14 protein-coding genes are annotated in these 13,254 nt (G+C 69.1%); 10 read left to right on the forward strand and 4 right to left on the reverse strand.

Annotated elements, in window-relative coordinates:
* Positions 1-161: 161 nt before the first annotated feature.
* The 3 genes from AB0305_RS20735 to AB0305_RS20745 all read left to right on the forward strand — a co-directional run bounded on the left by AB0305_RS20735 (position 162) and on the right by AB0305_RS20745 (position 3,018).
* On the forward strand, positions 162-1,292 hold the full coding sequence (locus tag AB0305_RS20735; RefSeq protein ID WP_364133799.1) for a Ppx/GppA phosphatase family protein: 1,131 nt from the start codon (positions 162-164) through the stop codon (positions 1,290-1,292).
* 273 nt (positions 1,293-1,565) lie between these two features.
* The gene (gene proC, locus AB0305_RS20740; protein WP_364133797.1) at positions 1,566-2,399 is read left to right on the forward strand and encodes a pyrroline-5-carboxylate reductase; all 834 of its coding nucleotides are present in this window, start codon (positions 1,566-1,568) and stop codon (positions 2,397-2,399) included.
* 37 nt (positions 2,400-2,436) lie between these two features.
* Entirely contained in the window at positions 2,437-3,018 is a 582-nt protein-coding gene (locus tag AB0305_RS20745; RefSeq protein WP_364133794.1) for an HhH-GPD-type base excision DNA repair protein, read from the forward strand.
* A gap of 61 nt (positions 3,019-3,079) precedes the next feature.
* Here AB0305_RS20745 and AB0305_RS20750 read toward each other — a convergent pair whose 3' ends face one another.
* Together AB0305_RS20750 and AB0305_RS20755 are read right to left on the reverse strand one after the other, a co-directional pair.
* Positions 3,080-3,766, reverse strand: coding sequence for a TrkA family potassium uptake protein (locus AB0305_RS20750; RefSeq protein WP_290256130.1), 687 nt, complete (start codon positions 3,764-3,766; stop codon positions 3,080-3,082).
* Positions 3,759-5,192, reverse strand: coding sequence for a potassium transporter TrkG (locus tag AB0305_RS20755; protein ID WP_364133791.1), 1,434 nt, complete (start codon positions 5,190-5,192; stop codon positions 3,759-3,761). The genes AB0305_RS20750 and AB0305_RS20755 overlap by 8 nt, the downstream gene beginning before the upstream one ends.
* 98 nt (positions 5,193-5,290) lie before the next feature.
* Between AB0305_RS20755 and AB0305_RS20760 the strand changes: the two genes are divergently transcribed.
* A complete protein-coding gene (locus tag AB0305_RS20760) occupies positions 5,291-6,514 on the forward strand; it encodes an acetoin utilization protein AcuC (RefSeq protein WP_364133788.1) in 1,224 nt (407 codons plus the stop codon).
* Positions 6,515-6,569: 55 nt separating this feature from the next.
* Positions 6,570-7,163 (forward strand): metalloregulator ArsR/SmtB family transcription factor, encoded by a 594-nt coding sequence (locus AB0305_RS20765; RefSeq protein ID WP_364133785.1) that lies wholly within the window; start codon positions 6,570-6,572, stop codon positions 7,161-7,163.
* 101 nt (positions 7,164-7,264) lie between these two features.
* On the opposite strand, the gene AB0305_RS20770 is transcribed toward AB0305_RS20765, so the two are convergent.
* Entirely contained in the window at positions 7,265-8,659 is a 1,395-nt protein-coding gene (locus AB0305_RS20770; protein ID WP_290256126.1) for an alpha-hydroxy-acid oxidizing protein, read from the reverse strand.
* A gap of 387 nt (positions 8,660-9,046) precedes the next feature.
* Here AB0305_RS20770 and AB0305_RS20775 point away from each other — a divergent pair, with 387 nt between their 5' ends.
* The 3 genes from AB0305_RS20775 (at position 9,047) to AB0305_RS20785 (ending at position 10,821) form a co-directional block, all read left to right on the forward strand.
* Positions 9,047-10,168 (forward strand): 3-deoxy-7-phosphoheptulonate synthase, encoded by a 1,122-nt coding sequence (locus AB0305_RS20775; protein WP_364133782.1) that lies wholly within the window; start codon positions 9,047-9,049, stop codon positions 10,166-10,168.
* A gap of 148 nt (positions 10,169-10,316) precedes the next feature.
* Positions 10,317-10,529 carry a helix-turn-helix domain-containing protein gene (locus tag AB0305_RS20780; protein WP_290256124.1) on the forward strand — a complete coding sequence of 71 codons (213 nt, stop codon included), beginning with the start codon at positions 10,317-10,319 and terminating at the stop codon, positions 10,527-10,529.
* 193 nt (positions 10,530-10,722) lie between these two features.
* On the forward strand, positions 10,723-10,821 hold the full coding sequence (locus AB0305_RS20785; protein WP_003792170.1) for an AURKAIP1/COX24 domain-containing protein: 99 nt from the start codon (positions 10,723-10,725) through the stop codon (positions 10,819-10,821).
* 283 nt (positions 10,822-11,104) lie between these two features.
* Here AB0305_RS20785 and AB0305_RS20790 read toward each other — a convergent pair whose 3' ends face one another.
* Positions 11,105-11,923, reverse strand: coding sequence for an HAD-IB family hydrolase (locus AB0305_RS20790; protein WP_364133778.1), 819 nt, complete (start codon positions 11,921-11,923; stop codon positions 11,105-11,107).
* 173 nt (positions 11,924-12,096) lie between these two features.
* Between AB0305_RS20790 and AB0305_RS20795 the strand changes: the two genes are divergently transcribed.
* A complete protein-coding gene (locus tag AB0305_RS20795) occupies positions 12,097-12,381 on the forward strand; it encodes a glutaredoxin family protein (RefSeq protein ID WP_364133776.1) in 285 nt (94 codons plus the stop codon).
* Positions 12,382-12,477: 96 nt separating this feature from the next.
* Complete coding sequence (locus AB0305_RS20800; protein ID WP_366173895.1) at positions 12,478-13,227, forward strand: redox-sensing transcriptional repressor Rex; 750 nt, start codon at positions 12,478-12,480, stop codon at positions 13,225-13,227.
* Positions 13,228-13,254: the final 27 nt, after the last annotated feature.

Raw genomic sequence — 13,254 nt, forward strand, 5'->3', positions numbered from 1 at the left:
GGGGGGGTGCGCCCAACTCTCCCCGCCACTACACCCCCGCCCCCTCGCCCGGGCCCGCCCCCGCCCCCAAACACCCGCCCCCCACCCGCCCCCGCGGACCACCAGTGGTCCGCGGGCGCGGCTCTTTAGGCCGCCGGTACCCGCCGGGCAATAATGTGCCTATGCGACTAGGCGTACTCGACATAGGGTCCAACACCGTCCACCTTCTCCTCGTGGACGCCCATCCCGGCGCCCGGCCGGTGGCCTTCGCCTCGCACAAGCGCTCCCTCTCCCTGGTCCAGCATCTGGATGGCGACGGCAACATCAGCGACGACGGCCAGAACGAGCTCGTGGAGTTCGTCCTCGAGGCCTGGGAATTCGCCGCCAAGCACAAGGCCGAGGACCTGCTGGCCTTCTGTACCTCCGCCATCCGCGAGGCCACCAACGGCAGCGAGGTCCTGGCCCGCGTCAAGCACGAGACCACCGTGACGCTGCGCGAACTCAGCGGCAGCGAGGAAGCGTCCATGACCTTCTTCGCCGTGCGCCGCTGGTACGGCTGGGGTGCCGGGCCCATGCTCAACCTGGACATCGGCGGCGGCTCCTTCGAAATGGCCTACGGCGAGGACGAGCTGCCGGAGCTGGCCATGTCCGTCCCGCTCGGCGCCAGCCGCCTGACCCGCGACTGGCTGCCCGAGGACCCGCCCTCCGCCAAGAGCGTCAAGGACCTGCGCGGTTACATCCGGGAGACCCTGAAACCCGTCGTCAAGGAGTTCCAGAGCCTGGGCCGGGCCAACCACGTGGCCGGCACCTCCAAGACCTTCCGGTCGCTGGCCCGAATCGCCGGCGCGGCCCCGAGCGGCGCCGGTCCCTACGTCAAACGCGAGCTCTACGCCACGGACCTGGGGCTTTGGGCGCAGCGCATCTCGGCCATGGAGATCGAGGACCGCCTGCACCTGCCCGCCGTCTCCGAGGCCCGGGCACCCCAGCTGCTCGCCGGCGCGCTCGTGGCGGAGGCCGCCCTGGAAATGTTCGAGTTCCCCAGCCTGGAGATCTGCCCCTGGGCGCTGCGCGAGGGCCTGATCCTTCGCCGGCTGGACCAGCTGGTCACCGAGGGGCCCCTGGAGCCCCCGCCCCACGTGGCCCTGGCCAGCCAGCCCGCCGAGTTGCAGGCCCCGGACGACGACGAGAAGGACGAGGACGACGACTCGAACGACGACGACGAGAAGGACAGCGGCAAGAAGGACAAGGAGCACGACGGCGAGAAGAAGGACGGCCACAAAAAGGGCAACGGCAAGAAAGACAAGAAACACTAGCCGGGCTGTCCCCGCCCGGGAGGGCGCCGGGACGCCGTCGTCGAACGCCCCGCCCCGAACCGTTCGTTAACGCGAAAGCACCGGCCGTCGCTCGCGGGAAAATGGGGGAAACCCGCTGCTGACGACCGGTGCCGGGGCAGGCATCCGCATGCCTGCTGCATCACTCGCACCCTCTTGATGAGGTACTCACTACGGTAGGGGCCGAGGATGGGAGCAAGCTGGCCCGGAGTTGTGAGCTGGCTGTGAATCGGGGCCGACTGCAATGATGGGGGCATGAGCAACCGAATCGCCTTCCTGGGCTGTGGGTCAATGAACGAGGCAATCCTGGGCGGACTGATCGCCGGCGGGACCGATCCCGCGGACATCGTCGCCACCGTGCGGAGGGCCGGGCGGGCCGCGGAACTGGCCGAACGGCACACCGGCATCACCGCGATCGCCGGTGAAGAGGAACCCGAGAACAATGTGCAGGCCGCCACCGGTGCCGACGTCGTGATCCTTGGCGTCAAGCCCGTGGGAACCGCGGCGCTGGCCCGGGAGATCAGCGGCGCGCTCTCCCCGGACACGCTGGTGGTCAGCGTCGCCGCGGCCGTGTCCCTGGAGCAGCTGGAGGCGGCGCTGCCGGCCGGGCAGCCGGTGATCCGCACCATGCCCAACACGCCCGCCCGCCTGGGCCGCGGCGTCGTCTCCCTCTCCGGCGGGACGCACTGCTCGGCGGAACAGCTGCAGCAGGCCAAGGACATCTTCGCCGCGGTCGGCACCGTCGTCGAGATCCCGGAATCCCAGGTGGACGCGCTCTCCGCGGTCAGCGGCTCCGGCCCGGCGTACGCCTTCTACCTTGCCGAGGCGATGGCCGCCGCCGGCGTCGAGCTCGGCCTGGACCCGGAGCTCTCCAAGCTGTTGGCCAGGGAGACCGTGGCCGGTGCCGGCCTGATGCTCGCCGAACCCGGCGCCGACCCCACTGCCCTGCGGATCGCGGTGACCAGCCCGAACGGGACGACCGAACGCGCGATCGCTACCTTCGACGAGCAGGGGCTGCCCGGCATCATCGCCGCCGGCGCCCGTGCGGCCGCGGAGCGCGCCGCCGAGATCACCAAACAGCTGGGCTGACACCCCACCCCACCCGCACACGGACAGGACAGCACGCATGGAACTGCACATCACCGGCGACGCCGCCGCGGACAAGCTCCTCAGCGACGACGCCTTCGCCCTGCTCACTGGCATGCTGCTGGACCAGCAGGTGACCATGGAGTCCGCCTTCGCCGGGCCGGAGAAGATCCGCACCCGGATCGGATCGTTGGAGCCCGGCACCATCGCAGGCTACGACCCGCAAGACTTCGTCGAGGTCTTCAAGGAAAAGCCCGCCGTGCACCGGTTCCCCGGCTCCATGGCCGGCCGGGTCCAGGCGCTGGCCGAGACCGTGGACAAGGAGTGGGGCGGGGACGCCACCGCGATCTGGACCCAGGGCGAGCCCGACGGCGCCGAGGTGCTCCGCCGGCTCAAGGCCCTCCCGGGTTTCGGCGAACAGAAGGCGAAGATCTTCCTGGCGCTGCTGGGCAAGCAGTGCGGCCTCAAGGCCGAAGGCTGGCGCGAGGCCGCCGGGCACTACGGTCAGGCGGACGCCTACCTGTCCGTGGCGGACATCGTCGACCCCGACTCCCTGGTCAAGGTTCGGGCCAGCAAGCAGGCCGCGAAGGCCGCGGCGAAGGCGGCCAAGGGCGCGGAATGACGGGCGCGCCTCGCCCGTCCCGCCGTCGTCGAATGCCGCCGCAATCGTCCGCCGCCGGCCCTCACGGCCGGGCGGCGAACCGTTCCAGCAGGTCCACGTGGCCGGAGACGATCAGCATGTCCCGGGCGGAAACCTTGGTCTCCGGCCGGGCGTAGGTGAAGTCCTCGCCGGGGGACTTCACGCCCACGATCGTCACGCCGTACTTGGACCGGACCTTGGATTCCTCCAGGGTGAAGCCCACGGTCTCCCGCGGCGGGTACATCTTGACGATCGCGAAGTCGTCGTCGAACTCGATGAAGTCCAGCATCCGGCCGGAGACCAGGTGCGCCGCACGGACGCCGGCGTCGGCCTCCGGGTAGATCACGTGGTTGGCGCCGATCCGGGTGAGGATCTTGCCGTGCGAGGGCGTGATCGCCTTGACCCAGAGGTGCTCGATCCCGAGGTCCACCAGGTTGACGGTGATCAGCACGGACGATTCGATCGAGGTGCCCACGCCGACGACGGCGGAGCTGAACTCCTGCGCGCCGAGCTGGCGGAGGGCGTCGATGTTGGTGGCGTCGGCCTCCACCACGTGGGTGAGGACGCTGGACCACTTCTGCACCAGGGTGCGGTCGCGTTCGATCGCCAGCACCTCGCGGCCCTGCTTGACGAGCTGTTCGGCGGTGGACGCGCCGAAGCGGCCCAGTCCGATCACCAGGACCGGGGCATTGTGGGCGGGGCGGTTGACGGCGCCTGAGGAACTAGCCAATGATCGGTCTCTCTTCCGGGTAGTGGTACAGCTGGCTTCGCTGGCGCAGTGCCAGCCCGGCCGCGAGCGTGACGGTCCCGACGCGGCCGGCGAACATCAGCACGGTGAGGACATAGACGCCGGCCGGCGGCAGTTCGGCGCTGAGGTTGGTGCTCAGGCCCACCGTGGCGAAGGCGGAAATCGTTTCGAACAGGACCCGGTCCAGGGTGGCACCGCTGATCTGCAGCAGCAGGAGCGCGGACACGGCCACCAGGGTGGCGCCGGCGACGATCACCGAGATGGCCACCCGCATGGTGCCCTCCGGGATGGTGCGGCCGTAAATCTTCACGTCGGCGTCACCGCGGGCCTCGGCCACGATGGCCAGGAACATCACGGCGATGGTGGTGACCTTGATGCCGCCCGCCGTCGACGCCGAGCCGCCGCCGGCGAACATCAGGGCGTCGCTGAGCAGCATGGTGGCCGAATCCATGTGGTTCTGGTCCACCAGGTTGAAGCCGCCGGAGCGGGTCATGACGGAGGCGAACAGCGAGTGCGTGATCTTGTCGCCCACGCTCATGCTGCCGATGGTGCGGACGTTGTTCCACTCCAGCAGGCCCCACAGGACGGCGCCGGCGGCCAGGAGGATCAGCGAGACCTGGATGGTCAGCTTGGTGTGCAGGTTCCATTTCTTCCAGTTCAGGCCGTTCTGCTGGAGCACCATCACCACCGGGAAGCCCAGGCTGCCCAGGAAGACGCCCAGCATCAGCGGAACCAGGATCCACAGGTCCGTCTCGTAGGGCACGATCCCGTCCGAGTGCGGCGTGAACCCGGCGTTGTTGAAGGCGGAAATGGAGTAGAAGATCCCGTGCCAGAGGGACTGTCCGAAGCTCTCGCCCAGGGACAGGAACCGCGGCACCAGCGCGGCGGCGAGGACCGCCTCGATCACCACGGAGGTGACGATCACGATCCGCAGCAGGGTGCCCACCTCACCGAGCCGGCCGGCGTTGTTCATGGCCTCCTGGGCGATGAGCTTGCCGCGGACGCCGAGTTTCTTGCTCACCACCAGGGCGAGCAGGGACGCGAGGGTCAGTGTGCCGAGGCCGCCGACGAAGATCCCCACCAGGATCACGAGCTGCCCGAAAAAGGACCAGTGCACGGCCGTGGACACCACGGTCAGGCCGGTCACGCAGACCGCGGAGACGGCCGTGAATAGGGCTTGGTGCAGCGGGGTGGCCTGGCCTGTGGCGGAGGAAACGGGCAGCGAGAGCAGGGCGGTGAAGACGAGGACGACGACGGCGAACGCGGTGACCGCCAGCCGTGCCGGGGACGTGTTCGCGATGTCGTCCACGAAGTCGCGCAGCCGGGTGAGGATCCACAACCCTTCCCGCTCCGGCTGGCCGGGGTGCCAGCTGGCCGGGTGGGGTGACCTCGACTGGCTTTGCTTCATGTGCGGTTTGTCCTCGGTTGAAACGGCGTCCACAGTAGTAAACCACTATATTCCGCGGTCGGACGGGGGAGGGGGTGCGCTCCGGTAGCCTGTGAGGGATGACTTTCCTGCCCGGACTCGCCCAGGCCGCATTACCAACGACGGTGGTGTGGGACTCCGCTATGACGGCGTACAACTTCGGCCACAGTCACCCGATGGCGCCGGAGCGGATGGAACTGACTGCCCGGCTGTCCCGGAGCCTCGGCCTGCTGGACCTCGACCACGTCACGGTGGCCGCCCCGGAGGTCGCCACCGACGCCGAGCTCGCCGCCGTTCACAGTGAGGACTACATCGCCGCCGTCCGCCGCGTCAGCGCCGATCCCGCCACGCCGGATGAGAAGCGCGGCCTCGGAACCGAGGACGACCCCGCCTTCGCCGGGATGCACGAGGCGAGCGCGCGCCTGGCGGGCGGATCGCTGCTGGCGGCCGGCGCCATTCTGGACGGCAGCGCGGTCCGTGCTGTGAACTTCGGCGGCGGCATGCACCACGCGTCCCGTGAGCGGGCCAGCGGCTTCTGCATTTACAACGACGCAGCCCTCGCCATCCAGCGGCTGCTTGACGGCGGCGTGCAACGGGTGGCGTACGTCGACGTCGACGCCCACCACGGCGACGGGACCCAGAGCATCTTCTGGGACGACCCGCGGGTACTCACCATTTCGCTGCACGAGACCGGGCTGACCTTGTTCCCCGGCACCGGGTTCGCCAACGAGATCGGCGGCCCCAACGCCCAGGGCAGCGCCGTGAACGTGGCCCTCCCGGCCGGGACGGGCGACGCCGGCTGGCTGCGCGCCTTCCACGCCGTCGTGCCGCAGCTGGTCGGGGCGTTCGAACCCGAGGTGATCGTCAGCCAGCACGGCTGCGACTCGCACAGGCTGGACCCGCTGACGCACCTGAACATCAGCGTGGACGGCCAGCGGGAGGCGGCCTCCGCCGTCGCCGGCCTCGCCGCCCGCTACTGCGACAATCGGTGGATCGCCACCGGCGGCGGCGGGTACAACGTCATCACCGTGGTGCCCCGTTCCTGGAGCCACCTGGTGGCGATCGCCGCCGGCCGCCCGGTGCCGCTACGCACCCCCGTTCCGGAGGACTGGCGCCAGCACGTCAGGGACACGTACGGGGCGAAGTACGGCGTGGAGCCGCCCACGGTGATGGGCGACGACGTCGATCTCTGGTGGCGCTCCTGGGAGGTCGGCTTCGATCCCAACGACGCCGTTGACCGCACCGTCATGGCCACCCGTAAGGAAGTTTTCCCGCTCTACGGCCTGGACCCCTGGTTCGACTGAACCCGGCCCCGCCCGGTGGATGCCATCCGGCGTATATGTCGCTAGGGTGGAGGGCATGGTGACAGACGACGTATTTGCCGTCATTGCAGAGTCCACCCGCCGGGAGATCCTGATGGCCCTCCGCGACGGGGACAAGGCCGTGGGGGAGCTGGTGCAGGAACTCGAGGCCAGCCAGCCCACCATCACCAAGCACCTCAAGGTCCTGCGCGAGGCCGACCTGGTCAGCATGCGGGCGCAGGGCCAGAAGCGCTACTACGCGCTTAACCCCGGGCCCCTCGCCGACGTCGCCTCGTGGCTGGGCACGTTCGACGGCGTTGCTCCCGCCGAACCCGCAGTTACCGCGCCCGCGTTCTCCGCCGCGCCGGTCGATGCCGCGTCCGCCGCGTCGCCGGCCGAGGCACCCGGGACCCTGGCCGAGGCCGTCACCGGAACCCCGGCCGGCAGCGGCCGTCCCACGGAACTCCCCGCGGAGAGCTCGCTGAGCCCCGCCGTCGCGCTCCCGGTCGGCACCCTGCCCGACGGAACACTAGCTCCGGGAGCCGTGGCCGAGGACCGGCGGCCGCAGCAGATCGGCCGGACCGTGGGCCGCGCCGCAACCCGCGCCGCGGACCTGCTGGCCAACCTGCCGAAGTTCGGCCGCAAGAAGTAACCCGCGACCGCACGACTCGGGCCGCAGGACTCCGACAGCACGACTCAGGCCGCCATGAATGTTCATGGCGGCCTGATGTGTGTCTCCTCTGGGGGCCGCTCCTACCGCTGCAGCAGGTGCACGTGGTCCGGGGTCAGGTCCGCGATCCGGCTCACGCCCAGGAGCGCCATGGTGCGGCGCATGTCGGTGGCCAGAATCTCGATCGCCCGCTCCACGCCGGCCTGGCCGCCCGCCATCAGCCCGTAGAGGTAGGCCCGTCCGATCAGCGTGAAGTCCGCCCCCATCGCCAGTGCCGCGATGATGTCCGCGCCGCTCATGATGCCGGTGTCCAGGATGACGGCCGCGTCACTGTTGTCGGAACGGAGCGCCGCAGTGACCTCCGGCAGGAGGTGGAAGGGGATCGGGGCGCGGTCCAGCTGCCGGCCGCCGTGGTTGGAGAGCACGACGCCGTCGGCCCCGTGGTCCACGACCTTGCGGGCGTCGTCGACGGTCTGGATGCCCTTGACCACCAGCTTGCCCTTCCAGGTTTCCCGGAGCCAGTCCAGGTCCTCGAAGGTCAGGGTGGGGTCGAACATCGAGTTGATCAGGTCGGCCACCGTGCCGGTGTACCGCGAAAGCGAGGCAAACGTGAGCGGCTCGTGGGTGAGGAAGTTGAACCACCATTCCGGCCGGTAGGAGGCGTCCAGGACCGTCTTCAGCGTCAGGGCCGGCGGGATGGTCATGCCGTTGCGGACGTCGCGCAGCCGGGCCCCGGCGACGGCTGTGTCCACGGTGACCATGAGGGTGTCGTTCCCGGCCTTCGCCGCTCGTTCGATCAGTTCGAGTGAGCGGTCCCGGTCCGTCCAGAGGTAGAGCTGGAACCAGTTGCGGCCCTCCGGCGCGGCGGCCGCAACGTCCTCGATGGAGGCGGTGCCCATGGTGGAGAGAGTGTACGGGATGCCTGCCGCGGCGGCCGCCCGGGAACCGGCGTACTCGCCCTCGGACTGCATCATCCGGGTGAAGCCGGTGGGGGCGATGCCGAACGGCAGCCTCGAGGCCTTGCCCAGGATGTCCGTGCCCAGGTCAACGGCCGAGACATTACGGAGAACGCCCGGACGGAACTCGATGTCCTGAAATGCCTGCCGGGCGCGGTTCAGGGTGATCTCGGCCTCGGCGGCGCCGTCCGTGTAGTCGAACGGGGCCTTGGGCGTCCGCCGCTTGGCGATGGCGCGGAGGTCCCAAATGGTGCTGGCGCGGCGGAGGCGGGCGGCACGGCCGAGTTCCGGCTTCTTGAACTGCATCAGCGGCGCCAGGTCCGCGTATTTCGGGATCCTGCGCCGCAGGGCATCCGGCAGCGCGTCAGGCAGGGCGGGTGCCTGGGGGCCCGCCGGCTGGGCGGCCGGTGCGCCGGAGCCCGCGCCAACACCGTCGTGGAAGGTGCCCGAAGCGTCATCCGCTCCGGTGTCCTGCGGGGTGGTCGGCGCCTCGGGGTTGGTGGTCCCTACGGGTTGCGTCATTGCTGCCTCCGGGTCTGTCAGGCTGTGGATTGCGGTGTCGGTCGTTGGAATTCGCTGCATGCCATGGTCCATGGATCACGGGAAGCAGGCCCGGGATCATGTGGTCTAACCACACTGTAGGACAGCGGGGCTTACGGTTCAACCATCGTCCGCCCGGGCGAATGTTACGGGCTGCTTTTGCGGGGAGTCCGGCCGCGGCGCTATGGTCATTGCCATGACTAACCGTTGGTATGCGTATTTTTCGTTGGCTCTGGAGGGGCCCGCGTCTAACTGACACGCATCCAACTTTCCTTCAGAGCCAACAGGGCAGAGATCATTCTCTGCCCTTCGCCATTTCTCCGGCGGGTTCTGATCAGGGCCCGCTCCCCATCCGGAACAGGACCCATCATGAGCATCGAAGCAGCCCCGGCCCGCCAGCAGTCCACCTCTGACCTGCGGATCAACGACTTCACCCCGCTGCCCACCCCGCAGGCGATGATTGCCGACCTGCCGCTCGACGAGCGCTGCGCCGACGTCGTCGCCCGCGGCCGGGACGAGGTACGCGCGGTGATGGACGGCGTCGACGACCGGCTCCTGGTGATCGTGGGCCCCTGCTCGATCCACGACCCCAAGGCCGGCCTGGAATACGCCCGCCGGCTGGTCAGCCAGGCCGAGAAGCACCGCGGGGACCTGCTGATCGTGATGCGCACCTACTTCGAGAAGCCGCGGACCACGGTGGGCTGGAAGGGCCTGATCAACGATCCGGGGCTCGACGGCGGCCACGACATCGCGGGCGGCCTGCGGGCCGCGCGGCAGTTCCTGCGCCAGGTCACCGCCCTGGGACTGCCCACCGCCACGGAGTTCCTGGAGCCGATCAGCCCGCAGTACATGGCCGACCTGGTGTCCTGGGGTGCCATCGGCGCCCGCACCACCGAGAGCCAGATCCACCGCCAGCTCGCCTCGGGCCTGTCCATGCCGATCGGGTTCAAGAACGGCACCGACGGCGGCCTGCAGGTGGCGCTCGACGCGTGCAGCGCGGGCGGTGCCGCCCAGGCGTTCCTCGGCATTGACGGCGAGGGCCGGGCCTCCATGGTCAGCACCGCCGGCAACCCGGACACGCATGTCATTCTGCGCGGCGGCAGCGGCGGCCCGAACTACGCAGCCGCCGACGTCGCGGACGCCTCCGCCAAGCTGGCCGGACGGCAGCTGAACCCGCGCCTGATCGTGGACGCCAGCCACGCCAACAGCGGCAAGAACCACCACCGGCAGGCCGAGGTGGCCATGGAAATCGGCGCGCAGCTGGAAAACGGCGGGGCGTCCGCGGCGGCGATCGGCGGCGTGATGCTGGAGAGCTTCCTGGTGGGCGGGGCGCAGGCGCTCGACGTCGACGCGCACGCCGCCGGGACCGACGACCTGACCTACGGCCAGAGCGTGACGGACGCCTGCATGGACTGGGACGTCACGGCGTCCGTGCTGGACCAGCTGGCGGCTTCGGCCCGGGCCCGCCGGGACCGGCTTACGGCGGAATAGTCCTGTCCAATTCCTGAGGAACTCTTTCACATTGGCACCAGAAACCCCTAGAGTATCTAGCACATGGTTGTTTGATGGCTCAGCATCGGCACACCGCCATGTCGTTCAGACGGGGCAGCCGTTCGCTTGAGCAAAAGGAATAAGGGAAATGTCTTCGGAGGCCAACTTCTCCAACGCGCGCTTTCTCACTGTGGCCGAGGTCGCGGAGGTCATGCGCGTATCCAAGATGACCGTGTATCGCCTGGTGCACTCCGGTGAAATGCCGGCGGTGCGTTTTGGCCGCTCCTACCGGGTTCCGGAAAGCGCCGTCGAACAGTACCTCAAGGGTGCTGTGGTCGACGGGCACACCGAAACGGCCTGAGCCCGCCGCCGTTCAGCCCGGGCCGCGCTTCACCCCTGCCCGGGCCGCGGTCGTGGTGCGGGCCGCGGAGGCGGTACCCTGTTAAGGAACGTTTAACGTCATTGTAAGAACCTGTCAGTTGTTTCAGTCTGCTGCTAAGCCCGCGGACACTTCCCAACGGGCAGGTACTGCATCTAGCCGGTAAGGAACTTTCGTGGGTTCAGTTATTAAGAAGCGTCGCAAGCGTATGGCCAAGAAGAAGCACCGCAAGCTGCTTCGCAAGACCCGCCACCAGCGCCGCAACAAGAAGTAGAGATACTTCGTTCAGCGTGAAATGCCCGTTGCCTTCCGGCAGCGGGCATTTTCTTTGCCCGGACGAGGGTCAACCGGGGCGGTGTGCTTTGAGGCTGGGGCGCGGAATCCGCGGCGCTCGGGGAAATCCGCACCGATTTCGGACCAGCGCATACCGGACCCGGGGTGCGCCGGTCCGAATCCGCCGCCTCCGTCCGGAACCGTAGCGGAAACGGTGACGCCGGGGCTGTCCCATCCGGGGGAGCGCCGCCTCGGTCCGCAACCGCAGCGGAAACCGGGCGAGCTTAGGCGGTGGGGCCGCGGAAGCGGGAGTAGCTGCGCCAGAGGCCGTAGATGGCGCCGCCGACCGTGGCCGCCTTCAGGCCCAGGGTCGCGGCCCGGCGGCCGGACCGGAAATCGTAGACCGGCCAGTTGTTCTCGCGGGCGTGGCGGCGCAGCCGGGCGTCAGGATTGATCGCCACCGGGTGGCCCACCATGCTCAGCAGGGGAATGTCGTTGTGCGAGTCGCTGTAAGCCCAGCAGCGGGACAGGTCCAGGTCCTGCTCCTCGGCGACGCGGCGGACGGCGACGGCCTTGGCCGGACCGTGCAGGATGTCGCCCACCAGCCGCCCGGTGTAGGAGCCCTCGTGGATCTCGCCCACGGTGCCGAGTGCGCCGGTGAGGCCCAGCCGGGTGGAGATCACCGTGGCCACCTCGATCGGCGTCGCGGTGACGAGCCAGACCGGGCGGTCCATCCGCAGGTGCTGTTCGGCGAGGGCCTTGGTGCCGGGCCAGATCCGGGACTCGATCATCTCGTCGTAGACCTCTTCGCCGAGGGCCTCGATGTCCTTGACGGTGAAGCCGGAGGCCAGGCTGAGGGCGGTATCGCGGACGGCATGGACGTCCTCGAGGTTCTCACCGCGGCAGACGAACATCAGCTGTTTCCAGCCAAACCCTGCGGCCTGGCGGAGGGTGAACGCCCCGCGCTGGTGCATTTTGCGTGCCACGTGGAAGAGGCTGGCGCCGCGCATCAGCGTGTTGTCGACGTCGAAGAAGGCAGCTTCGCCGTGCTTCGGTGACGCTGCCGTCCGCGCGGCGACGGCGACGATCTTCTCCTCGGACATGCCACGAGTCTAGTCAATGCGGCAGGCATCCCCGTGATCGGAGCCGTCCGCCGCACCGTAGGAGCGGGCCGAAAAGCCCTGCAAACCTTGCGGGAGAGAGGGGCACGGCACCTTCGTCGGGCCGGACCAGGGCTGCGTCGACGACGGCGCCGGCGCCCGGCTACCGTTAAACCATGGCCAGCACCGACCCGCACCAGGCGCCCAGTCCCGCCGTCGTCCTCATCACCAAGCCGAACTGCCACCTGTGCGAGGACGCGCGCGACGCCGTGACCCGGGTGACCGCCGCGCTGGGCCTGGAGTGGTCCGAGCAGTCGATCGACGACGACGCGGCCCTGCGTGAGCGTTTCGCCGAGGAGATTCCGGTGGTGCTGGTGGACGGGGTGCAGCGCGACTTCTGGCGGATCGATGAGGCGCGGCTGACGCGGACCCTTACCCGCGCGCTCGGCACCGGCCACTGAGCAGGTCATTCAGCCTGGCACTGATAAGCCGGCCGGCCGCCGCTGCTTTGTGGGCCGAAGTCGCCCGGCCCTAGAGTGGGAAGACAACAGAACTCGATGGAGCAGATAGTGACCTCGCTGGACCCCGCACCCGGCGCCCTGGCCGCGGGTGCCGGCGCAGCCGCCAAGCAAATCCCGCCCGCGGCCGTGGCGCGGCTGACCCTCTATCTGCGCGCCCTCACCACGCTCCTGTCCGAGGGAGTGGACCGGGTCTCGTCCGAATCGCTCGCCGAGGCCTCCGGGGTCAGCTCCTCCACCCTCCGCAAGGACCTGTCCTACGTCGGCTCCTACGGCACCCGCGGCGTCGGCTATGAGGTGCAGTACCTGAACCAGCACATTGCCGCGGCTCTGGGACTGACCCGGGACTGGAAGGTCGCGATCGTCGGCGCCGGCAACCTGGGCAAGGCGCTGGCCCGGTACGGCGGGTTCGAATCCCGCGGCTTCGACATCGTCGCCATCCTCGACGCCGACCAGATGGTGATCGGCAGCGAGGTGGGCTGGCTGCGGGTCAGCGACGCCGCCGACCTCGAAGCGGTCCTGCACCGCACCGGCGCCAACATGGTGGTCCTGGCGCTGCCCGCCGCCGTCGCCCAAAGCGTCTGTGACCGGGTGGTGGCCGCCGGGGTACGCAGCATTCTCAGCTTTGCCCCGGTGATGCTTCAGGTCCCGGACGGGGTGAACCTGCGGAAGGTGGACATGGCCACCGAACTGCAGATCCTCGCCTATCACGCACAAAGGGCGCAGGACCCGGACGACGGGGGGGGGGCTGCGGCCGGAGACGCACAAGGACTTGTGTCACGCTTCTAATACGAATACCCTATATATTAATATAAA

Source organism: Arthrobacter sp. NPDC080086, from assembly GCF_040702285.1.

Coding starts and splice junctions, on each gene's coding strand:
- AB0305_RS20735 (WP_364133799.1), top strand. CDS start 162: ATGCGACTAGGCGTACTCGACATAGGGTCCAACACCGTCCACCTTCTC.
- proC (WP_364133797.1), top strand. CDS start 1,566: ATGAGCAACCGAATCGCCTTCCTGGGCTGTGGGTCAATGAACGAGGCA.
- AB0305_RS20745 (WP_364133794.1), top strand. CDS start 2,437: ATGGAACTGCACATCACCGGCGACGCCGCCGCGGACAAGCTCCTCAGC.
- AB0305_RS20755 (WP_364133791.1), bottom strand. CDS start 5,192: ATGAAGCAAAGCCAGTCGAGGTCACCCCACCCGGCCAGCTGGCACCCC.
- AB0305_RS20760 (WP_364133788.1), top strand. CDS start 5,291: ATGACTTTCCTGCCCGGACTCGCCCAGGCCGCATTACCAACGACGGTG.
- AB0305_RS20765 (WP_364133785.1), top strand. CDS start 6,570: ATGGTGACAGACGACGTATTTGCCGTCATTGCAGAGTCCACCCGCCGG.
- AB0305_RS20770 (WP_290256126.1), bottom strand. CDS start 8,659: ATGACGCAACCCGTAGGGACCACCAACCCCGAGGCGCCGACCACCCCG.
- AB0305_RS20775 (WP_364133782.1), top strand. CDS start 9,047: ATGAGCATCGAAGCAGCCCCGGCCCGCCAGCAGTCCACCTCTGACCTG.
- AB0305_RS20780 (WP_290256124.1), top strand. CDS start 10,317: ATGTCTTCGGAGGCCAACTTCTCCAACGCGCGCTTTCTCACTGTGGCC.
- AB0305_RS20790 (WP_364133778.1), bottom strand. CDS start 11,923: ATGTCCGAGGAGAAGATCGTCGCCGTCGCCGCGCGGACGGCAGCGTCA.
- AB0305_RS20795 (WP_364133776.1), top strand. CDS start 12,097: ATGGCCAGCACCGACCCGCACCAGGCGCCCAGTCCCGCCGTCGTCCTC.
- AB0305_RS20800 (WP_366173895.1), top strand. CDS start 12,478: ATGGAGCAGATAGTGACCTCGCTGGACCCCGCACCCGGCGCCCTGGCC.